The sequence below is a fragment of the Corynebacterium provencense genome (assembly GCA_900049755.1).
Classification (GTDB): domain Bacteria; phylum Actinomycetota; class Actinomycetes; order Mycobacteriales; family Mycobacteriaceae; genus Corynebacterium; species Corynebacterium neomassiliense.
In genome coordinates this window covers 1,350,552-1,372,253 of record LT160593.1, presented here as the reverse complement: position 1 = coordinate 1,372,253, position 21,702 = coordinate 1,350,552, and the positions used below count along the sequence as shown (strand labels likewise).

Annotated in this window: 20 protein-coding genes; 15 read left to right on the top strand and 5 right to left on the bottom strand. The window is 67.2% G+C overall.

What is annotated here, in order from left to right:
- Positions 1-49 precede the first annotated feature (49 nt).
- The 5 genes from BN3906_RS12585 to BN3906_RS12565 all read left to right on the top strand — a co-directional run bounded on the left by BN3906_RS12585 (position 50) and on the right by BN3906_RS12565 (position 5,227).
- Positions 50-688, top strand: coding sequence for a C40 family peptidase (locus BN3906_RS12585; RefSeq protein WP_066589025.1), 639 nt, complete (start codon positions 50-52; stop codon positions 686-688).
- A gap of 211 nt (positions 689-899) precedes the next feature.
- Positions 900-2,060: an NlpC/P60 family protein gene (locus BN3906_RS12580; RefSeq protein ID WP_367294249.1), complete on the top strand. Its 1,161-nt coding sequence runs from the start codon at positions 900-902 to the stop codon at positions 2,058-2,060.
- Between the two features lie 101 nt (positions 2,061-2,161).
- Positions 2,162-3,325: a glycosyltransferase family 4 protein gene (locus BN3906_RS12575; protein WP_261797018.1), complete on the top strand. Its 1,164-nt coding sequence runs from the start codon at positions 2,162-2,164 to the stop codon at positions 3,323-3,325.
- A 76-nt stretch (positions 3,326-3,401) separates the two neighbouring features.
- Positions 3,402-4,433 (top strand): ROK family protein, encoded by a 1,032-nt coding sequence (locus BN3906_RS12570; protein ID WP_078057524.1) that lies wholly within the window; start codon positions 3,402-3,404, stop codon positions 4,431-4,433.
- Positions 4,434-4,447: 14 nt separating this feature from the next.
- A complete protein-coding gene (locus BN3906_RS12565) occupies positions 4,448-5,227 on the top strand; it encodes a lysophospholipid acyltransferase family protein (RefSeq protein ID WP_066589022.1) in 780 nt (259 codons plus the stop codon).
- 11 nt (positions 5,228-5,238) lie between these two features.
- Here the strand turns inward: BN3906_RS12565 and BN3906_RS12560 are convergent, their stop codons facing one another.
- On the bottom strand, positions 5,239-6,531 hold the full coding sequence (locus BN3906_RS12560; protein WP_261797017.1) for a glycosyltransferase 87 family protein: 1,293 nt from the start codon (positions 6,529-6,531) through the stop codon (positions 5,239-5,241).
- Between the two features lie 276 nt (positions 6,532-6,807).
- Here BN3906_RS12560 and BN3906_RS12555 point away from each other — a divergent pair, with 276 nt between their 5' ends.
- Genes BN3906_RS12555 through BN3906_RS12545 form a run of 3 tightly spaced genes read left to right on the top strand, consistent with a single transcriptional unit; the run spans position 6,808 to position 9,855 of the window.
- Entirely contained in the window at positions 6,808-7,875 is a 1,068-nt protein-coding gene (locus BN3906_RS12555) for an acyltransferase family protein (protein WP_078057436.1), read from the top strand.
- Positions 7,876-7,886: 11 nt separating this feature from the next.
- Positions 7,887-8,408, top strand: coding sequence for a polyadenylate-specific 3'-exoribonuclease AS (locus BN3906_RS12550; RefSeq protein WP_066589020.1), 522 nt, complete (start codon positions 7,887-7,889; stop codon positions 8,406-8,408).
- Between the two features lie 58 nt (positions 8,409-8,466).
- Positions 8,467-9,855 carry a class II 3-deoxy-7-phosphoheptulonate synthase gene (locus tag BN3906_RS12545; protein ID WP_066589986.1) on the top strand — a complete coding sequence of 463 codons (1,389 nt, stop codon included), beginning with the start codon at positions 8,467-8,469 and terminating at the stop codon, positions 9,853-9,855.
- Positions 9,856-9,931: 76 nt separating this feature from the next.
- Here BN3906_RS12545 and BN3906_RS12540 read toward each other — a convergent pair whose 3' ends face one another.
- Positions 9,932-12,223 (bottom strand): PASTA domain-containing protein, encoded by a 2,292-nt coding sequence (locus tag BN3906_RS12540; protein ID WP_066589018.1) that lies wholly within the window; start codon positions 12,221-12,223, stop codon positions 9,932-9,934.
- Between the two features lie 173 nt (positions 12,224-12,396).
- Here BN3906_RS12540 and BN3906_RS12535 point away from each other — a divergent pair, with 173 nt between their 5' ends.
- The gene (locus tag BN3906_RS12535; protein ID WP_066589985.1) at positions 12,397-12,759 is read left to right on the top strand and encodes an Rv2175c family DNA-binding protein; all 363 of its coding nucleotides are present in this window, start codon (positions 12,397-12,399) and stop codon (positions 12,757-12,759) included.
- Here the strand turns inward: BN3906_RS12535 and BN3906_RS12530 are convergent.
- Entirely contained in the window at positions 12,673-14,355 is a 1,683-nt protein-coding gene (locus BN3906_RS12530; protein WP_066589015.1) for an alpha-(1->6)-mannopyranosyltransferase A, read from the bottom strand. The two genes, BN3906_RS12535 and BN3906_RS12530, sit on opposite strands and share 87 nt — an antisense overlap.
- A 1-nt stretch (position 14,356) precedes the next feature.
- The gene (locus tag BN3906_RS12525; protein ID WP_066589012.1) at positions 14,357-15,496 is read right to left on the bottom strand and encodes a polyprenyl synthetase family protein; all 1,140 of its coding nucleotides are present in this window, start codon (positions 15,494-15,496) and stop codon (positions 14,357-14,359) included.
- Between the two features lie 167 nt (positions 15,497-15,663).
- On the opposite strand from BN3906_RS12525, the gene BN3906_RS12520 reads away from it, so the two are divergent.
- Positions 15,664-16,719 carry a methylenetetrahydrofolate reductase gene (locus BN3906_RS12520; RefSeq protein WP_078057434.1) on the top strand — a complete coding sequence of 352 codons (1,056 nt, stop codon included), beginning with the start codon at positions 15,664-15,666 and terminating at the stop codon, positions 16,717-16,719.
- Here BN3906_RS12520 and BN3906_RS12515 read toward each other — a convergent pair.
- On the bottom strand, positions 16,683-17,324 hold the full coding sequence (locus tag BN3906_RS12515; RefSeq protein WP_066589002.1) for a GNAT family N-acetyltransferase: 642 nt from the start codon (positions 17,322-17,324) through the stop codon (positions 16,683-16,685). The genes BN3906_RS12520 and BN3906_RS12515 overlap by 37 nt on opposite strands.
- A 223-nt stretch (positions 17,325-17,547) precedes the next feature.
- Here BN3906_RS12515 and BN3906_RS12510 point away from each other — a divergent pair, with 223 nt between their 5' ends.
- The 5 genes from BN3906_RS12510 (at position 17,548) to ftsL (ending at position 21,569) form a co-directional block, all read left to right on the top strand.
- The gene (locus BN3906_RS12510) at positions 17,548-17,997 is read left to right on the top strand and encodes an SAV_6107 family HEPN domain-containing protein (protein WP_227870987.1); all 450 of its coding nucleotides are present in this window, start codon (positions 17,548-17,550) and stop codon (positions 17,995-17,997) included.
- A 209-nt stretch (positions 17,998-18,206) separates the two neighbouring features.
- On the top strand, positions 18,207-18,587 hold the full coding sequence (locus BN3906_RS12505) for a DUF3040 domain-containing protein (protein ID WP_066589000.1): 381 nt from the start codon (positions 18,207-18,209) through the stop codon (positions 18,585-18,587).
- A 581-nt stretch (positions 18,588-19,168) separates the two neighbouring features.
- Positions 19,169-19,600 carry a division/cell wall cluster transcriptional repressor MraZ gene (gene mraZ, locus BN3906_RS12500; protein WP_066588998.1) on the top strand — a complete coding sequence of 144 codons (432 nt, stop codon included), beginning with the start codon at positions 19,169-19,171 and terminating at the stop codon, positions 19,598-19,600.
- Between the two features lie 164 nt (positions 19,601-19,764).
- Positions 19,765-20,787, top strand: a complete 1,023-nt coding sequence (gene rsmH / locus BN3906_RS12495; protein WP_066589983.1) for a 16S rRNA (cytosine(1402)-N(4))-methyltransferase RsmH — start codon at positions 19,765-19,767, stop codon at positions 20,785-20,787.
- Between the two features lie 59 nt (positions 20,788-20,846).
- A complete protein-coding gene (gene ftsL / locus BN3906_RS12490; protein ID WP_066588996.1) occupies positions 20,847-21,569 on the top strand; it encodes a cell division protein FtsL in 723 nt (240 codons plus the stop codon).
- Positions 21,570-21,702: the final 133 nt, after the last annotated feature.

Genomic DNA, 21,702 nt, shown 5'->3' with positions numbered 1-21,702 from the left:
GCCGGTGATATCGCGTCCCCACAACGATCTCGAAAGGCTTTTCTTCCTTATGGGTATGCACAGTTTCAAGAACGGCTCCTCCCGGCGCAACATCGTGGCCGCGGCCGCGATCGGCGTCGGCGCCGTCGTGGCACTGCCTGCGACCGCCCAGGCCGCCCCCGCACTGCCTGCGACCGCCCAGGCCGCCCCCGTCCAGGTTCCGGGCACCGACTACTCGGTGGACGTCCCCGACGAACTGATCGCTGCGGCCCAGCCTTACGTCGATTCCGCCGTCGCCGCCGCCGGTTCCTACGCTGCGCCGGCTTCCGGTGCGGTCGCCTACGCCGCGCCTGCCCCCGTCGTCTCCGAGGGGCAGAGGATCGCGGATGCTGCACTGTCCAAGCAGGGTTCCCCCTATGCATGGGGAGCGACCGGGCCTGACGCCTTCGACTGCTCCGGGCTGACCTCCTGGGCCTACTCCCAGGTCGGCAAGTCCATCCCCCGCACCTCAGGGGCACAGGCGTCATCCGGAACCCCGGTGCCGCTGAATGCGCTGCAGGTCGGCGACATCATCTCCTTCTACTCCGGTGCTTCTCACGTGGGTATCTACATCGGCGACAACCAGGTGGTCCATGCTCCCACCGAAGGTGATGTTGTGAAGGTGACCTCCATGGACTACATGCCGATCAACAATGCGGTGAGGTTCTAGAGGCATCTCCTTCGCCGGTACATCTTCAGTGCTGACGAGTGCTCGGGCCGACTCCACCTGGTGACAGGGGTGTCGGCCCGGCCCGTATCCGGGTGATAATCACAAATTTCACACCAGTCACAGGGTGTGTGGGTCGTTGAGGGTTCGCCGTGACCCTGTGGCAGTATGTCTGATGGAATTCAACGACTGTGTCCGAGAGGTTTGTTCAACAGTGATCAATCGTCCTAGTGCCCGGCACCGGGCAGGCACCACGAGGTTTCACACGGCCGGCGCCGGCCGCGCAGTCGCCGGCATCAGCCTCACCCTGGGTGCGGTGGTTGCGGGTGTGAGCGTGACCGGTGGCGGGCAGATCGCCCATGCGGACCCTGCCCCGGCCACGACAGCCGAAGATCCGGCGTCCTCGCCGGTCGACACGTCGGCCCTGCCCGCCGACGCTGACGGGCTGCTGGAGCGTCTGGACGAGGTCTCCAGGCAGGCCGAGGCGACAAGTGACCGTGTGGTTGAGAATGCTGCCGCTCTGGAAGAGGCCAGGGCCCTGTCGGACCGTGCCAGAGAGGTCGTGGACAGGTACACCGCCGAGGCTGATGCCGCGGCCGCCCGGGCGAAGGAGGCGCAGGGGCCGGTCACCGACCTCTCCCGCTCGCTGTACCGGGGTGCGACTGTAGACCCGGTCACGGCCACCGTGGGTGCCTCCAGCCCACAGGACGCCATCGACAGGCGGGCCTACAGCAGTGCGCTGAGCGCCAGTCGTACGGCGAAGGTCACGGAACTCGAGGAATCTCTCCGCAGCGCGGCGTCCTCCCGCTCCCTGGCGCTGCGCACCAAGGCGACGGCCGACTTCCGGTTGGCTGAAGCTGCCCGGCAGCAGCGCGAGCTGGACGCCCGCACGGCAGAGCTCGACACGCTCAAGGACCAGATCGCCACTGCCGTGAACAACATGTCACCGGACCAGAAGCAGCGGTGGATCGACCGTAACGGGCCGATCCAGGTTGACGTCCCCCAGATTCTCCAGAGCGTGGAAGCGTCCCCGGTCTCGGACGGGGTCGTCGCCGCCGCCCTGAGCAAACTGGGTGCCCCGTACTCGTGGGGTGCCGCAGGACCGGACGCCTTCGACTGTTCCGGCCTGATGTACTGGGCCTACCAGCAGATCGGCAAGACCATCCCGCGCACCTCAGGCGCCCAGATCTCCGGCGGTACTCCGGTGTCCAGGGACCAGCTGCAGCCAGGGGACATCGTCGGCTACTACTCCGGGGTCAGCCACGTGGGAATGTACATCGGTGACGGCCAGATCGTGCACGCCTCCGACTACGGGATCCCGGTCCAGGTGGTCAGCGTGGACAGTATGCCGTTCGCCGGCGCCGCCAGGTACTGACCCCGCACCACCGACGGCCCCCAGTGGAATCTTCAGCAGAACCCTCAGCAGCGCCTCGGTCAGCTGGCAGGCACGTCGCGGGAGAGGCCCGCGTACTCCTGGTGACCAATGATTTTCCCCCGGAACTGGGGGGAATCCAGAGCTATCTCCGCGACTACTGCGCAGAGTTCGAGCGCCGGGAACCCGGCCGGCTCGTGGTCTTCGCCTCCACCGGTGACGCCCGTGCCGCCGCAGTCTGTGACGCCGGTCTGCCGTACCCGGTTGTCAGGTGGCCGCACCGGATTCTGCTGCCGGGACCGGCTGCCGCAGCGGAGATGTCCCGGCTGATCCGCGACTTCGACATCGACACCGTCTGGTTCGGATCGTCGACGCCGTTCGCACTCCTCGCCGGTGCTGCCCGACGGGCCGGCGCGCGGCGGATCGTGGCGTCCACCCACGGGCACGAGGTCGGTTGGTCGATGGTTCCCGGAGGCAGGGCCGTACTGCGCCACATCGGTCGCTCGGTCGACTGCCTGACCTATGTCTCCCGCTACGCCCGCGACCGCATCATGAGTGCTTTCGGACCGACCGTGGCCTGGGAGCCCATGCCTGGCGGGGTTGACGCATCCGTCTTCCGGCCGGACGAGGAGGGCCGCCGGCGGATCCGGGAACGCTACGGCGTCGACAACCGCAGGGTCGTGGTGTGTATCTCCCGCCTGGTGCCGCGAAAGGGTCAGGACACCCTTGTCGAGGCCATGCCCCGGATCCTCAGCTCGATTCCCGACGCCCACCTCCTCCTCGTGGGTCCGGGTGACTACGCCGAGACGCTGCGACGGTCGGCACAACGTCTCGGCGTCTCCGACAGGGTCACGGTGACAGGTCCGGTCAGTCCAGGGGAACTCGTCTCCCACTACTGTGCCGGTGATGTCTTCGCCATGCCCGTGCGGACCGAGGCCGGAGGATTCTCTGTCGAAGGACTGGGGATCGTGTTCCTGGAGTCGCAGGCGTGTGGCGTCCCCACGGTCGCCGGCGACGGCGGCGGTGCCCCTGAGTCCGTCCTGGACGCGGTGACCGGAGATGTCGTCGACGGCAGGGACGCCGACGAGGTCGCCCGGGTCGTGTCCGCACTCCTGGAGGACACGGAACGGGCACAGCGGTATGCCGTCCGGGGCAGGGAGTTCGTCCGACGGGCGTGGAACTGGCAGATCCTGGGGGAGGAACTGTCCGCGGTCATCGACGGTGACGGCAGGCGGACGCCCAGGCACAGTTGGAACTGGCGGGCCTGACGGATACGCTGGGAGGGTTGCACCGGGTAGCTCCGGCCTGCACTGCACGGTGAACTGAGAGGACGTGGACCCGGACGTGTCAACGAGTGAACGGCTGACAATCGGTATCGACATCGGCGGCACCAACCTCAGAGCGGCCGTGGTCGACGCCGGGGGCCGGATCATCGATGTTGAGCAGCTTCCCACCCCGAGCTCGGTACCGGCCCTGGAGACCGCCATCAGCCACGTTGTCGCTGCTCTGCGTTCCCGTCACCGTGTCACGGCTGTCGGACTGGCTGTTGCCGGTTTCATCACTGCCGACCGGACCTCGGTGAGATTTGCCCCCCACCTGCCGTGGCGGGACATGGAGGTCCGTGACAGGCTGTCCCGGATCCTCGGTCTTCCGGTAGTCCTCGAGCATGACGCCAATGCCGCGGCATGGGGCGAACAGATCCTGGGGCCCGGCGGGGACGCGGGCACCTGGGCCTACTTTGCGGTGGGCACCGGTATCGGTGGTGCCCTCGTCACCGGCGGGCGGATATACCGCGGAGAATTCGGAACGGCCCCGGAGTTCGGACATCTCACCGTGGTGCGGGGAGGCAGGTCCTGCCCGTGCGGGAAACGGGGCTGCCTGGAGAGGTACTGCTCGGGGAGCGCGCTGGAACTGACCGCACGAGAATTCATCGCCACCGGAAGGCATCCGGACAGCGCGCTGGCGGAGCACTACCACTCCACCCCGGAGGGGATCACCGGTCGCACCGTGGTGAGCCTGGCGCGCAGCGGTGACATCCTGGCCGGGGAGGTGATCGAAGATTTCGGACGGTGGCTGGGAAGGGGACTCGCTGTGGTGCAGGAGATCCTCGATCCCGGGCTGATCGTCCTCGGAGGTGGTGTGAGCCGCGATGCGGACCTTTTCCTCGATGTCGCGGTGGAGGAGATGGCACTCAACGTCGTCGGTGCGGGCCACCGGCCTCTGGCCAGGGTGGAGACGGGAGTGCTCGGTGCGGACGCAGGTATGATCGGCGTGGCGCTTCTCGCCGGAGCAGTGGACGCCCGGCCAGATACCGGGTCCGATGCCCGGCCGGAAACCGGGTCCGATTCCCGGGTGGATTCCCGGGTGAACCCCTGAGAGAGGAAGAACAGTTGCACAACCGCACGTACTGGTGGTTGAGAAATGTCTTTGTCGGCCCGTTCCTGTGGGTGTACAACCGACCTTTCGCCAGCGGCCTCGACAAGATTCCCGCGTCAGGTCCGGTGGTCCTGGCCTCCAACCATCTGGCGGTGATGGATTCCCTCTACCTTCCGTTGCTGTCGAAGCGGCAGCTCACCTTCCTCGCCAAGAAGGAGTACTTCACCACTCCGGGGTTCGCAGGGGGAATCCAGAAGTGGTTCTTCTCGTCCGTGGGACAGGTCCCCGTCGACCGTGGAGACAAGAGCCAGCGCGACGCCGCCCTGCACACTGCGTTGCGTGTGCTGGAGAAGGGTGACCCGCTGGGCATGTACCCGGAGGGAACACGCTCTCCTGACGGTCGTCTCTACCGTGGAAAGACCGGGATGGCGAGGATGGCCCTGGAGTCCGGCGCACCGGTGTACCCGGTGGCCATGATCAACACGCAGAAGGCGAACCACGCAGGCTCGTGGATCCTGCGCCCGTACCGGGTGGGCGTCATTGTCGGTGACCCTGTCGATCCGGCCGACTTCCACGTCGAGGGTGACCCCTACGCCAGTGCGCGGGGGCTGACGAACTATGTGATGGAACGGATCGCGGAGCTCTCGGGCCAGGAGTACGTCGAGGACTTCTACGCCGCGGACGTGAAGAAGTCCCTCGCAGCAGGGGAGGGCTACCCTGAAGGTTCAGAGCCGGGAAGAGGGGTTGTCCTGGGGCGCCGTCCCCGGCCACGCTTCCTCCGTTACCGCCTCTGAGCAACTGCCGGTTACGTCGACGGCACCGGCGCGGCTCCGGGTTCAGTCCTGGCGTCGGCGCGGGGGGCAGGGCGGGTGGCCCGGGGAAGGAGGCCACCGATCACCAGCCAGCAGACCCCGGTGAGGACAAGTTCCGACCCGAGGATCTTCATCGCCACACTCCATGTCCTTTCGACGTCGTGGGTCGAGGGAAACCATGTATGGACGACCAGCAGCACCGGTACCACGGTAACGACCACGGCGAGGAACACTGCGGCACGCCGGACCTGTCCGGTACCGGCACGGCAGGCGGACGCCACGGCGACAACGGCCATCGGCACGACCCACACCCAGTGATGCGCCCAGGACACCGGCGAGGCGAGAAGGCCGAGCAGAGCATTCGTGCACACGGCTGCCGTGGTGGCGCCGACTGAGAGCTGGCGGTACATCACGACCGTTACCGCGACGACAGTGACCACGGCCAGTGTGACCCATATACGGGTCTGGAGAGGGTCGTCGGTGAAGCGTGCGACAGCACCCCGCCAGGACTGGTTCGCCGAGTACATCAGACCGCCGATGCGGGTAGGGTCGCTGACGGTCTCGGTCCAGTACCGGAGGGAGTCTGCGGGGAGGATGACCCAGGCCAGGGCGGTGAAGGCGAGACCGGAGATGACGCTGGTAGCGGCGTCCTTCCACTGTCGGCGCAGAAGAAAGAACAGGCCGAACACGGCAGGGGTCAGCTTCAGTGCGGCGGCCAGACCCACCAGCATCCCCCGGGGCCACGGAGTCCTCGGCAGGAGGAGGTCGGCGGCGACGAGCAGCATGAGCACGATGTTGATCTGCCCGTACTCCAGGGTCGACACCACCGGCCAGGCGAACACCCCTGCCGCGGTGACCACACCCGCAGTGGTCCACAGCCGGTGCCGGGGCAGGATGTCCCCGGATTCGCGGGAGAGAGAACGGAGCGTTATCACCGCGGTGAGGAGCAGGGCGACCACACTGACAACGGTGAACACAACTTCACCGAGCCACAGGGGCATCAGGGCGAGGGGGACGAATGTCACAGCTGACAGCGGTGGATACGTGAAAGGCAGCGTGATCCCTCCGACCCTGAACGATCCCTGGTAGAGGGGGACCGAGTCCAGGACTGCGTGTCCACCGGAGCGGTACACGTCGAAGTCGATGTGGTAGACGACGCCTCCGGGGCCGACGACGAACCTGACGGCGGTGTACACCACCGCGGCAGTGATAAGGACCACTGTCAGAGGGCGGAGTACCTGTCGGGCGCGCCCGGAGATGCGGGGGAAGCTCGCTGCAATGTTCACGGCAAGTCAGCCTACGGTGAGTTGCCGTTTCCCCGGAATTCAGGCAATCTCGTCACCCATGTCAGAAACTCCGGGGACAGCGGCCACGGCGGTGACGGGACCGGACAGGCCTGCACCGGCGGTCGGCGGCGCCCCGCAGAACGGGGGGGGGCGCGAGCCCCCCTGGGGGGGGCTCGCCCCCGCCGGGCCTTTTTCTCCTCCCGGGCGTGGTAATGCGCAAGGGCCTCTCCCGGTGCACGGAGTGCGCCGGCGGTCGGCGGCGCCCCGCAGAACGGGGTGCGCGAGCGGCTCCTGTGGGCGGACTGCGCCAAGGGGCTGTCGATCATCGCGGTGTGCTACATGCACGTGATCAGCGGCGTACCCGGGGCGAAGGACTCCGGCTGGCAGTGGTTCAGCACCGTGATGGATCCGGTCCGCATGCCCATGTTCTTCCTGATATCCGGCCTGTTCGCCCACCGGGTCATCTCCCGGACCCTCGGTGACCTCTGGTACCGGAGACTGTGGTTCCTGCTGGTTCCGTACCTCGTCTTCACCCCGGTACAGGCAGCCATCCGTATCTCCATGACCGGCGATGTGACCTGGGCCTCGATGCTCCGCGCCATTGCGCTGGGTGACCCCGGTATCTGGTTCCTCTATGCGCTGATGGTCTTCAACATCGCCGCCTGTCTGCTCCGCAGGGTACCGCCGCTGGTGGCCGTCGGAATGTCGGTGGTGCCGGCACTCGCCGCCGCCGCCGCAGGTCTGACCCAGTACAACGAGATCACCCACCTGACGGCGTATCTGCCCGCGTTCTTCCTGGGCCTTCACTTCCGCGAAGTGTATTTCCGGCTGTCGGAGGCGGCCTCGGACTGGCGGGTCGTCTCTGCGGCCGTGGTGGCCTACGTCGGGTGGGAACGGGTCATGGCGGACCTGACGCACCGGGTGGATCCCGACGGGTGGACCTCCCGGGAGGCTGCGTTGATGTCTGTCGCCTCGCTGGTCCGTATCTTCAGCGCAGTGCCGGCCGGCATCCTCCTGGCGACGTGGATCGCCAGGATACCTGTCGTGTCCACCGCGCTGGCGGCGGTGGGCCGGAACACTCTTCCCGTGTATGTCTCCCACCACGCCGCCCTGTTCCTGGTCAATGCGGTGATCCTGAGACGCCTGTTCGAGTCGGACCCGGAACGCTGGGCCTTCCTCACGGGTATGGACACACAGATCGTCATCGGCCTGGTCACCTGTGCCGTGGCGGGGATGCTGTTCTACCGTCTGGGTCGCTTTCCCGTGCTGAAATGGGTGCTCTACCCGCCAGCTCTTCCCCGGAGGAGACGGACAGGACAGGGCGGCGGACTGTCGGCCGGCTAGACTGGGCGACCGTGCGCTATTTCTATGACACGGAGTTCATCGAGGACGGCAGAACCGTCGACCTGGTGTCGATCGGGGTTGTCGCCGAGGACGGCCGTGAGTTCTACGCGGTCTCCACCGAGTTCGACGAGCGTAGGGCGGGGGACTGGGTCCGCCGTCATGTCCTCCCGCAGCTCCCGCCCCGGTCGGATCCGGCGTGGATGTCGCGGGCGGAACTGAGGGAACGGCTGTACCGGTTCCTCCTGCCGGGCCACACGCCGGGCGAGTGGCTTCCGGCGTCGGACCGTCCGGAAATGTGGGCGTGGATCGGAGCCTACGACCATGTCGCCTTCGCCCAGCTCTGGGGGGACATGACGGGGCTGCCGCGTGAGCTGCCGCGTTTCACCCGTGAGTTGCGGCAGCTCTGGGAGGACGCCGGGCGGCCGTCTCTTCCGGAGGAACCGTCGAACGCCCATGACGCGCTGGCGGACGCCCGTTTCAACGTGGTGAAGTACCGCCTGTCAGTGCAGGCGAAGAGGGCCCGAAGGTCCTGAGGCCGTCGGGGGCAGGGCAGTTCACCGTCCGGACAGGGTTGTCCGTATGATGACGCGCATGGGTTGGACTATTGACGCACCACTTGATGAGCTTCCTGATCTGCCACCACTTCCGGGGGAGCTCGAGGACCGTTTCCAGGATGCCGTGGCACGTGACGCGAAGCAGCAGCCGGGCTGGGACCAGGGCCATGCGGACCGTGTCCGCAAGATCCTGGAGTCGGTGCCGCCGATCGTGGTCGCCCCGGAGATCCGCCGGCTCCGCCGGCAGCTCGCCGATGTCGCCAACGGCCGTGCCTTCCTGCTCCAGGGAGGTGACTGTGCGGAGACCTTCGAGTCCAACACCGAGCCGCACATCCGCGGCAACATCAAGACCCTCCTGCAGATGGCGGTGGTACTGACCTACGGTGCCTCCACACCTGTGGTGAAGATGGCCCGTATCGCCGGGCAGTACGCGAAGCCGCGCTCCTCGGACACGGACTCCAACGGTCTGCTCAACTACCGTGGCGACATCGTCAACGGCATCGAGGCGACCGAGGAAGGACGCCGACACGACCCCTCGAGGATGGTCCGGGCCTACGCGAACTCGGCCGCGGCGATGAACCTGGTCAGGGCACTGACCAGTTCGGGTACGGCAGATCTGGCGAAGCTCCACGAATGGAACCGCGAGTTCGTCTCAAACTCTCCGGCCGGGGCGCGCTACGAGGCTCTCGCCGAGGAGATTGAGCGTGGTCTGGAGTTCATGTCCGCTTGCGGGGTCAAGGACTCCACCCTCCAGACCGCCGACATCTACTGTTCCCACGAGGCTCTCGTCCGCGATTACGAGCGTGCGATGCTGCGACTCGCGCACGGCGAGAACGGTGAAGATGTCCTCTACAACCTGTCTGCGCACCAGATCTGGATCGGTGAGAGGACCCGTGGCCTCGAGGACTTCCATGTCGCCTTCGCAGCACTGGTGGGCAATCCCGTCGGAGTGAAGATCGGCCCGACGACCACTCCTGAGGAGGCCGTCGCCTACGTCGAGAAGCTGGATCCGGCGAGTGAACCGGGCCGTCTCACCCTGATCAGCAGGATGGGCTACGACAAGATCCGGGACGCGCTTCCGCCCATCGTCCGGGCGGTGGAGGCCACCGGGCACAAGATCATCTGGCAGTGCGATCCGATGCACGGCAACACCTACACTTCGTCGAACGGCTACAAGACCCGTGACTTCGACCGGATCATTGATGAGGTGCAGGGGTTCTTCGAGGTGCACCGGGCGCTCGGCACCCACCCCGGTGGCGTGCACATCGAGTTCACCGGCGAGGACGTCACCGAGGTGGTCGGCGGTGCCCAGGACATCACGGACAGGGACCTGCCCTCCCGCTATGCCACTGTCGTCGACCCGCGGCTGAACACCCAGCAGGCACTGGAGCTGTCGTTCCTCGTCGCCGAGATGTTGCGGCGGTGAGCTGACGGGGGACTCCGGCAGTGTGCCCGGCGGTGTCCCCCTGACGGTGGGCGGTTCAGGCGCACATGGACCGGACTCACAGGGCCCGGACTGTGACCTCCGAGCCCAGCGTGGCCCGTGACAGGGGACCCGGTGACTGCGCCAGCACCACTCCGTTCGACCGACCGTCGACCGACACAGTGAATCCGGCGTCCTCCAGGATCCTCTTCGCATCTGCGACAGTTCTGCCGATGACCAGGGGAACCCTCGCCCTGTCGGAGGGGTGGAGTGTCACGGTGGTGGACTGCGAGGGATCGACCCGGGTTCCGGGTGAAGGCTCGGTGGAGGCAACGTCCCCGGCGTCCTCGTCGGTGTCGGAGACCGGGGTCCCGGTGACGGGGTTGAGGCCGGCGTCGCGCAACATCTGTTCGGCCTCTTCCACAGACCTGCCGGTCACGTCCGGCACGTCGACGGCAGAGGAGAGGACAAGCTGGACGGCGGATCCGGAGGGCACGCGGGAATCCGGTGCCGGGTCGGAGGTGATGACCTTACCTCCGTCGACGTCCTCGCTGAACCGGGAGGTGGTCCCCGAGACTTCGAGTCCGGAGGCCCTGAGAGTGTCCCGGGCCTTCTTCTCGGTCATCCCGGCGAGCCCCGGAACGGTCACCGGCCGCGGGCCACGACTGGTCTTCACGGTCACGGATGTCCCGGTGTCGACGGTGGCCCCTGCGACCGGGGATACGGAGGCGATCCCGCCTGCCGGTACGTCGTCGTCCCAGATCTCCTCGCCGATGGTCCAGTTCAGACTGCGTTCCCGGAGTTTGGCCTGATATGTCTGGAGAGTGTCACCGGTGGTGGGTGCAGGCACTGTCGGTCGACCGCGGGAGACCAGCACTGCAACCTCACTGCCCCTGACCGCACGGTCGCCGGACGCGGGGTCGGTCCCGGTGACGGACTGTGCGGGGTTGTCGTCCGACCACACCTCCGACACTGTCGACACGAATCCCGCCTGCTCTACGGCGGTGCGGGCACCCTCGACGTCCTGGCCGAGAACCTGCGGGATCTCCCCGTACCTGCCGGAGGTCACCCACCAGGACGCCACGGCGACTACCGCCACGGTGAGCAGGACCAGGACGGTCCACACCACTGTTCTGGCGACCCCCCTGTTCGTCAGGGGAGTGCCGGGGACAGGCTCAGGCGGCGGTGTACTCCGGGTCACGTGGGTGGGGTGGGACGGTTCCGGGTGCACGGTGGCACCGGGGAAGGCGGGTGCACCGGGGACCCGGGGGCCGGGTTCCGGTGGGACGTCGGGAACCGCACCCTGGCCGGGGTCCGGCACCCCCTGGTAGCGGGTCCGGGCAGTCTGCTGGTCGGGTGAACGTCCGGGTCGGCCGGGGGCCCGTCCCGGGGAACTCAGCGGTGGCACCATGCTGGTGGCCATGACATCGTCGTCCCAGCTCAGGCGGTCACTGAATTCGGAGCCGGCCAGCGCGCGGTGGACGGCGGAGTGCTCGGGCACCGGCACCTTGAAGTCGGGCATGCCGAGGCTGCGTACAGTGTCCGTCACTGCGGCGAGGAATGCCTCCCCGTCCGGGTAACGGTCGGCGGGCTCACGACGGGTGGCGGTGAGGACGAGGTCGTCGACCTCGGCGGGGACCCCGTCAATGACATCCGACGGTGCGGGGACGTCGCGGGTGAGCCGCATTGCTGCGGTGTCACGCGGGGTCGGGCCCTTGAACGGCGGGCGCCCGGTGAGAAGTTCGAAGAGCATGATCCCGGCCGAGTAGACGTCACTCTGGGGGCCGGTGTCGCATCCCCGGACCTGTTCGGGGGACAGGTACGCGGCGGTCCCGATGACGGGACCGCCCTGGGTGGCGGACTTCTGCCGACTTGCCCTGACCAGACCGAAGTCCGCCAACTTCACCAGGTGGTCGTCGCGGATGAGCACGTTGTCCGGTTTCACGTCCCGGTGCACCATCCCCTCGTCGTGGGCGAGGGCCAGTGCCTCGAGCACGGGTTCCATGACCGCCAGTGCCGCGTACGGGGGCATCGGCCCCCGCTCGCGCAGGAGTTCCCGCAGTGTGCCTCCGGGGACGAGTTCCATGACCAGGAAAACGAGTTCGCCCTCCGGTCGTCGGTCGGTGCCCTGGTCGAAGACGTTGACCAGGCACGGGTGGCTCAGCCGGGCGACGGCCCTGGCCTCACGTTCGAACCGTGTCCGGGAGACGGGGTCGGCGGCAAGGGAAGGGTCCATCACCTTGGCGGCGAGGTCGCGGTCGAGACGGATGTCGATGCAGTGGTAGACGGTGGACATTCCGCCGTGGGCGATGCTCGCCCCGATACGGTACCGCCCGTCGAGGAGATCACCGGGCCTGAGCTGATCAACCACGGTGTGTGGATCGCCTCCTGGGGGTCGTGGGACGGGGATACCGGGTACGTCGGGCCCGGACATGGGGTACCCGGCGATTATACGGGGGTCCTGAGGTTAAGGTGGTAGGCGTGAGCAACGACTACAGCACCGGAAATGCAGACGCCGCAGACGACACCGCCGCAGGAAAGGTCCTGACCACCCCCGTGTCAGGGATTCCGGCCGGTGAGAGGTTGCTGACCGTCCCCGATGCCGCCGAGCTGCTGGGCATGGTGGTCACCAGGGTCATGGACGAGATCAACCGGCACCGTCTCATCGCGGTCGAGGTCGACGGGGTGCGTTTCCTTCCTGCCCGGTTCTTCACCCGGGACGCGGAGATCAACAGGTTCGTTCCCGGCGTCATCTCCCTGCTGTCCGACGGGGGCTGGGAGGACGCCGAAATCCTCGACTACCTCTTCACCCCGGACGATTCACTGCCGGGGCGTCCTGTCGACGCCCTGCACGGTCACCTCGCCCGTGAGGTCATGCGCCGTGCCCAGGCCATGGCCATCGCCTGAGGGGTCACTGTCGTCGGTACGGTCACCCGTGGCGTCCGGCACCGTCGTGGTCGCTGCGGCGGTCCCGGCTGTGCCCCCGTCCCCGGTCTCCTGAACGTCCCCGGCGAGGCAGGTGCGGGTGATCCACCACATCACCAGCCCCACCATCACCAGCCACACCACGTTGTAGAGCCTGTTGTTGCCGCTGCCGTCGAAGGTCATCGACAGCACCATCGTCAGCCATGCCAGGGCGAGGACACCGCGACGGTCCCTGATCCACACGCCGACAAGCGCCAGGGGTGCAGCATAGTACCAGGGCAGGACCACGGCATTGAACAGACAGGTGGCAGCGTAGGCGGCGGTGGCACCGACGAACGCCTCCCTGACGGTGCGACGCCACACCGCCCAGGAAACGACCAGCAGGATCACCATGACGACCAGGGACACCGGTCGGACGACGCCGATGATGTCGTTGAAGAAGATGTTGTCGTCGATCATCCCGACAGGTCGGACCAGCACTGAAGCGATGAGTGACGGCACCGCCAGCGGATTGACGACTTTCGTGTTGCCGCTGATCTCTGAGATCCATCCCCAGCTCTGACCGCTTGCCACGGTCACGACCGCCACTGTCGCTGTCGCAACTCCGACTGAGAGCACACCGCCGCCGACGAGCGCGCCCGCCCGCCGCCCTGTGGCATGTCTGATGTCCGCGAGGACCTGCCGCATGCTTCGCCGACACGCCGGGTCCTCACCCAGCGGACCGGCCGCCCGGGCGACGAATATCCACACCAGGAACGGAAGCGCGACGGCGGCGGTCGCCTTCAGTGAGATTCCCGCCCCGAGGAGTACCGAACCGAGCAGGACGCCGCGGACCGGCGAAAGCCGCACCGCAGCCAGCAGGCCGGCACACACCAGCAGCATCATGGTGACTTCGTTGTGCATGCCGCCGACCATGTGGAACACCGACAGCGGGTTGGCCACTCCCAGCCACACCGCTGTCTCCGGGTCGGCGCCGAGGGCCCCGGCCAGGCGGGAGACCGCCCAGACCAGTCCTGCGAAGCAGACGATGGAGAACAACTTGTAGACCACCACACCGGCGGTGATGTTCTCGCCGGTCAACCGGACCACGGTTTCGCCGATCCACATGTGCAGCGGGCCGTAGGGGGTGGTGGTGTTTCTCCAGTCGGGACTGACCTCGAAGAAGATACGCCCGGGTACGGCAGAGGCTCCGACCTCGTAGGGGTCGAAACCGTCCCTGCCCAGCGTGCCCTGCATGAGGTAGGAGTACACGTCCCTGCTCATCAACGGACCGGCGAAGACGAAAGGCGCAATCCAGGCGATGAGGGTTCCTCTGCCGAGCCGCTCGCCGTGGCGGAGGATCCTGCCCCCGATGACAGCCCAGGAGGCGATGTAGGCCAGGACACCGAGCCACATCACCACGACCAGAATGCCGGCGGCGTGGCCGAACCCGAGGTTCGTCAGACCGATCTCCTGGAGCAGACCGCCCCTGGTGCGGGTGGCACCGACGGCGTGGGAGGTGACGGCCATCACTGTCGCGCCCAGGGCTCCGAGCAGCACCGCCCGGCCCCGGGGAAGGTCGCGCAGACCTGGGGCCACCTCAGCTCCTCCGCTCGGTGAGCTGTTCGGCGAGAGCCACGAGCTCGTCGACGAACGGGGACGCGAGGTGACAGGACCGTAAAGTGTCCACGGCGTCCGAGGTCAGTTCCCGTACCCGGGCGGAGTTCTGCTCCGCGGCACCGGAGTCGACGATGATCTGCCGGAGTTCGTCGATTTCGGCGTCCGTCTCGACCGCACCGATTCCGGTGCGCAACCGGGATGCCGCGGCCGGGTCGGACCGGTCCGCACGGTCGAGGGCGCACATGAGAAGCCAGGTGCGCTTTCCGGAGCGGAGGTCGTCCCCGGACTCCTTGCCTGTGACCGCGGGATCCCCGAACACTCCGAGGTGGTCGTCCTCGAGCTGGAAGGCGACTCCGATCTCGCGTCCCACCTTGCGCAGCAGTGACACTGTCCGGGCGTCGGCGTCCCCCAGTGCGGCTCCCAGGTGCAGGGGCCGCTCCACCGTGTAGGCGGCGGTCTTGTAGACGTCGACCTTCAGTGCCGCGCCGGGATCCTCGGAACCGCTGTTCTCCAGTGCGATGTCGAGCATCTGCCCTGCGATGACCTCGGTGCGCATCCTCCGCCAGGGCTGGCGGGCACGGGTGAGTGCGGCGGCGTCGACACCTGAATCCGCGAACATGTCGTCGGCCCAGGAGAACGAGAGGTCCCCGACGAGAATGGCCTGGCTCTCCCCGTACCGCGCAGGGTCCCCTGTCCACCCCCGTTCACTGTGCAGCGCACTGAAGCGCCGGTGTGTCGTCGGCCTGCCGCGCCGGGTGTCCGACTGGTCGATGATGTCGTCGTGGATCAGTGCACAGGCCTGGATGAACTCGAGCGACGACACAGCGCGGAGCACGTCGCCGGGGCCGGTCGGTGCGGTCAGCGAGCCGCCGCCGCCCTCCAGTGCGGCCCGCAGCCCCGCCCAGGCGAACACCGGTCGGAGCCGCTTTCCTCCGCCGGTGACGAAGAGCTCGAGTGCTCCCACGGCATCGGCGACCACCGGATCGATGTCGTCGTAGTCGGCGTGCCGGGCACGGAAGAACGCGGCCAGTTCGGTGTCGACGGCGGCGGGGACATCCGTCAGCGGACTGTGGGCGGACCAGGTGCCCGTCATCTTCCGGCGGGCGGTTTCTGGGGTCATCGCGGTGCATCCTCCGGTGTCACTGGTCGGGCGGCAGGCACCGGACCGGAACGTACGTGGACCGTAGCCGTGGCACGGCTACGGGGCCCATGTGGACTCCTCCATACTAGGGGGTGGACGTCGACCCCCGGCCAGACACCCCGGGGCGTCTTCTATGATCAGGGACCATGCACTCTGACCCGTCCCCAGAATCGCCCACCGGCCAGGCTCCGGAGCCCGTGCCTGCGCCCGGCCTCCCCGGTGCCCCGGGTGTCCCCGGTGGGCACAGCCTTCAGGTGGCCGTGTCCGACACCCTCAAGCGCGGTACGCCGGGCAGGGTCCCGTTCTCGGTCGAGTTCATGCCGCCGCGTGACGATGCGGCAGAGGCCCGTCTGTGGTCGGCGGCCGAAGCTTTCCACGATCTCGGTGCGAGCTTCGTCTCCGTCACCTACGGGGCAGGTGGGAGCAGCCGACAACGTACCGAGCGCGTCGCGGGCAAGCTGGCGAGAAAGCCACTGACGACCCTGCTGCACATGACTCTCGTCGGCCACACCGGTGAGGAGATCAGGGCGATCCTCCGCGAGTTCGCCTCACTCGGTCTGACCAACCTGCTCGCGCTGAGAGGAGATCCTCCCGGGGATCCTCTCGGGGAGTGGCAGGGCATCGAGGGAGGCCTGGTCCACGCGATAGACCTGATCAGACTGATAAGGTCACTTCCCGAATGTGCGGACTTCGACATCGGGATCGCCTCGTTCCCGGAGGGGCACTACCGTGCGGCGAGTCTCGAGGATGACACCCGACACACCGTCGAGAAGCTCCGCGCCGGGGCCAGCTATTCCATCACCCAGATGTTCTTCAATGTCGAGCACTACCTGCGTCTGCGGGACAGACTGGCAGCCTTCGACCCGGTAGACGGGGCGAAGCCAGTGATTCCGGGGCTCATGCCGATCACCTCGCTGAGGTCGGTGAGACGCCAGGTAGAGCTGTCCGGGTGTGAACTGCCCCGGGAAATGGAGGATCTGTTCACCAGGGTTGCCGCCGGTGACGAGCGGAAGAACGCGGCGGCCATCCGCAAGGTCGGAATCGAGGTCACGACGAGGATGGCCGAGCGTCTTATCGCTGAAGGGGCGCCGGATCTCCACTTCATGACCATGAACAATGTTCGTGCGACACAGGAGGTGCTCCACAATCTGGGGATGGCGCCGGCCTACGGGCCGGGTCTGGGGCAGGACGCCGTGCGCTGATCAGCTGCTCCGGCGCAATCACGGGGGGAGGGGGTGCCGGTCCGACGGTCCCGGGCGAGAATACCGAAGGGCCGGGGGTCGGAGGTGAAGTGGAATCCGCGCAGTAGGTCCCGGAAGCCCAGACTGCGGTAGAGGGACCATGCGGCGTTGGTCCCGTCGTCGACTTCGGGGGTCGACAGCAGTGATGTACCGCACCGGAGCCGGGAGAGCAGATCGTCCATGAGCAGATGTCCGATTCCGTGACCCTGGTGGCCGGGCAGGACGTGGACCTCCGATATTTCGTCGTAGTCGCTGAGTATGTCGGTGGCGTCCTGTGGGGAGAGGCCGGCGCTGCGGAGGCCACGGTGAACCTCCCGGTACCACCAGGATCCGGGCGGTCCCGGAAAACCGTAAGCGACGCCGACGAGCTTCTGGTCCGGAGCTGAGGGATCCGGTGACTGCGCCGTCGCGTGCTCGACGGCGACCGATGCGGTGAATCCGGGGTTGGTGGAGTTGGCGGCCCAGAGGTTTCGGCGCTGGCCGAAGGTCGCCGGACCATATCCCATCGCCAGCAGGTGCAGGCGTACCAGCTCGTCCACCCGCTGCAGGTAGGTGCGGGTGGGCATCGCGCAGACACTCACGGTGGTGTCCGGGGTTACGGGGCAGGTCACGCCTCCATCGTGTCAGATACTGCCCGAGCCCCACAAATACGAACATATGGTCTATTATGGTGGAAGATGCGGTTCCTGCGTCCGGGGCGGCCGTAATGTCCCGGGCCAGGAAGAGCGTCACGGTGATGCTTCCGGTGGCCGGGCGGCCACCGGCCAGATCGGTCGAAGGAGGCGGATGATGGCAGGGCAGAAGGGGATGACCGCAGGGGAGGGCCGGGTCACCCGGCTCCGGCGGAGGACATCGGCGTTCCGGGCGTCGGCGGAAGCCTATGTGATCGAGGCTGAACGGCTGCTGGAGCGTAGTCGCGCGGAGGTCACCCCGGCAGAAAGGGTGACGTGGGCCTACCGGGCCGCACTACGGGCGGCGGGTGCGGTGATCGAAGCTTCTCCGGGGCAGGGTCGTCGACGTCGGGTGTCCGGAAGTGCATGGTCCCGGTTGCGGACCGTGGATCCGGATCTGGTGACCTGGGTGGACCGGTTCGAAGTCTATGCGCGCTTCGTGTCCAGGGTGGAGATGGGACTGGAACAGGGGCTGCGTGGAACTGACGCCGACCGCATGTACGACGAGGTCTGCCGGTTTGTCGACATGGTCAGGCAGCGTGTGGGATACCTGCCGGATGTGGCCTGACACGGGAACCGGAGGGTCGGGCCGCCGGAAATAGGGGACTGGGAGGATTCTACTGGTGGAGGCATGTCCTGGGGTAGACTCGTGGACAAGTACCACTGGTCCGGAGGATGACAGGTCGGGAACTTTTTCCGCCCCTCGGACGTTGGATCAGGTGACCCGCCAAACCCGCGGCCGAACAGGCGGCCCGAGAAGAACAGGGGAGGACAACTGTGGCACTGTCAGAGCAGGAACAGCGCATGCTGGATGAGATCGAGCAGGCGCTGATCGCCGATGATCCGGCGTTCGCGGAACGGAACCGCGCCGTAGCTTCCGGTGGAGTTTCCGTGGGTATCCGGTCTGTTGCGGTGTTTCTGCTCGGCCTCTGCACTCTTGTCGGTGGGATCGCGCTAGCCCAGGCCAGTCTCTGGTTCGTCATTCTGGGCGTCGCAGGATTCCTGATCATGTTCCTCGGGGGTCTTATGGCGTTCCGGTCGGGCGGGCGGTCCCGGCAGAAGTCCGCAGGCCGCGGTCAGGGGCACCGTGGAGGAAAAGGTCAGGGGAACGGTATCGCTGACCGTATGGAGAACAGCTTCCGTCGCCGTTTCGACTGACAGGTCGGCAACGGTGACCACCCCCGGTTGAGTACAGACTCTGCCGGGGGTTTCCCATGTCCGGGACCTGCCCGGTAGGCAGACCTGCCCGGTCTACGGGGTGGGTCTGGTGCTTCGGGGGTGCCGCGGCGTGCAAGGGGGGGCGGGGGCCACCGCCCCCGGGGAGCGGCAGGGGTGGTCAGGGGCAGCACAAAGCAGGGGCGCATGGAACGGAACTTCCGTCGGGTCGTGCCGGGCGGGGTCGTAGAGGGAGGGGGCGCTCACTTCCCCCACTTCTCCCCACTGAAGGCAGCTGCTGATGTCATCGCAGGTAGTATGGGGTGTGATCGCCGCACAGGCTCAGACGCCTCACCGGGTGCTCTGTCTGCCGGTTCTCTCTGGGAGCCTATCTGCCTGCTCTTTTCTGGCAGATGCCTGTAAGAAGACCGCGTTGCGTGGAAGGAGTGGGGGACTGTGGGGTAAGGTGGGGCGCGCGGGACAGAGATGACGTTCCGTGACAACTTCACAGTGACAGCACACTGCACCGGCGACCGGCTCCTCCGGTCCGTACCCACGGCTACCGGAGGGAAGGAGCCGACGGCATGTTCTTCGGCACTTTCACTCCGAAGCTCGATGACAAAGGGCGACTGACCCTGCCCGCCAAGTTCCGCGAGGAACTGGGCGACGGGCTCGTCGTCGTCAACGGGCAGGACCACAGTCTGGCGATCTATCCGCGCTCTGAGTTCCAGGTCCGGGCCCGGAACGCGGCGAAGGCCTCCCGGGCCAACCCCCGGGTCCGTGCCTTCGTGCGACGCCTCGGTGCCAGCGCGGACGAACAGACCCTCGACAGTCAGGGACGGATCACCGTCGCTCCGGCACACCGGAAGTACGCGGGACTCGCCAAGGACTGCGTGGTCATCGGCTCGGTCGACCGGATCGAGGTGTGGGACGCCGGGGCCTACGAGAGGTATCTCGCGGACCACGAGGCTGATTTCGCCGACGGCGACGATGACGCCTTCGCCGACTTCCTGTGACCGGTGCGGTGTGTGGACGGGCTGTGTGCCGGCCCTCATCTGCGCGGACGACCGTTGTGATGTACTTCCCCGACGTCACATCGGCCCGCGCAGGTGGGGCCCCGTACGCAGCCCCTCCGTCACTGTGGAGCGACCAGCTGTCCCTCACCAGGAAAGGTATCCCGATGACTGAACCTGCCCGCCGAGTCAGCGGCGAGTTCGGCCACGTCCCCGTCATGCGGGACCGGATGGTCGAACTCGTGGGGCTCGGTGTCGCAGGTGCAGGGACTGCCACCCCCGTCATCGTCGACGCCACCCTGGGGGCGGGCGGTCACACCGAGGTCTTCCTGGAACACTTCCCTGACGCCGTGGTCGTCGGCCTCGACCGTGACCCCTCCGCCCTCCAACTCGCCAGGGACAGGCTCAGCCGCTTCGGTGACCGCTTCATCGCCTGCCGGACCCGTTTCGACCGCCTCGGAGACGCCCTCGACGCCCTCGCCGGAGAAGGCAGGCTCCCCGACGACTTCGGTGACCTGGGCGTGTCGGGTTATCTCTTCGATCTCGGCGTCTCCTCTATGCAGCTGGACCAGTCGGAGCGGGGGTTCGCCTACGCACAGGACTCCCCACTCGACATGAGGATGGACCCGGAGGGGCAGCTCACCGCGGCGGAGGTCCTCAACACCTACAGTCACGGCCAGCTCGCGCACGTCCTGAGCACCTACGGGGACGAGCGCTTCGCCGGCAAGATCGCCTCGGCGGTGGTGCGCGAACGGGAGAAGGAACCGTTCACCACTTCTGGCCGCCTGGTGGACCTGCTCTACCGCACGATTCCTGCTGCGGCCCGCCGGACCGGAGGTCATCCGGCGAAGAGGACGTTCCAGGCGCTGAGGGTGGAGGTCAACTCGGAACTCGATTCACTGGCCGCCGCCGTTCCCGCCGCGACAGACAGACTCGCCGTCGGCGGGGTGGCCGTCTTCATGAGCTATCAGTCCCTCGAGGACCGCATCGTGAAGAAGGCGCTTGCGGAGATGACCACCAACCGGACCCCGCCTGGGCTGCCCGTCGATCTTCCGGACACTGCCGCTTCATTCGAGCTCGTGACACGTGGTGCAGAGAAGGCACCTGCCGACGAGATCGAACGGAACCCCCGTTCCGCTCCCGTCAGGGTCAGGGCAGTGCGCAGGATCAGGGCGCGTCCAGACCACTGAGCAGGGGTCTCACCGACTCTCCAACTCTCCACACCCATTCCAGGACAGCGAGGCACATTATGAGCACAGGAATCATGACCGGTACCGCCGGACTGGGAAGACCTGATGTACGGGAGCGGACCCCGACCCGCGGCCGCGGGACTTCGGCGGGGGCAGGCACCCAGACCCGGCGTCGTCACCTGGTTCCACCGCGGACCGGATCCCGCCAGCAGGTGACCGTCCGTGGCCGCAGAGTCACTGCGGTCCGTGACAGGCACGGATCGAATGTTCTTCGGCTCGTCATCGCCCTCGTGCTGCTCGTGGGGGCCGGTGTCGCGGCCACGATGTACCTGTCCGCCCGTACGACGGACCAGGCGTTCGTCCTCAGTGAAGCGAACGCCCGCAGTGAGACCCTGGGAAATGAGCTCGAGAGCCTGAACAGGGACTACAAGGAGCTGAGCTCATCTGAGCACCTCGCCTCCGAAGCTGCCAGACTGGGGATGGTGGTTCCCGGACAGGCTGGCGTCCTCGACGTGCAGGGCGGTGACATCCGGGAGGTGCGGCCGGCTGACAGGGCCGGCGACGGCCAGATCGTCGACCTGGACGGAACAGGCGCAGCAGTTCCCCGCACGGACCGGCCTACAAGTGATCCTGCCGCAGTCGCCGCAGTGCCGGCAACCTCACCCGCAGGTGAGCAGAGTGCCCGGGATGCTGCACAACAGGCCCCTGCCGCCGCCCAGCCGGCTCCTGCGGACGCCGCCGCCCAGCTCGGCCACCGGCCAGCTGCCCTACCCGTCACGTGACCTCACCCCGGCCGGGTAAACTCCGGAGCGCCGGGGCGCCGACCGGGTGCCCGGCCGGTCCCTGACCGACTGAACGAGACTGCAGAGAGTCCACCGTGACCGGAGGAGACCGGTCAGACCCCGATGGGAGACC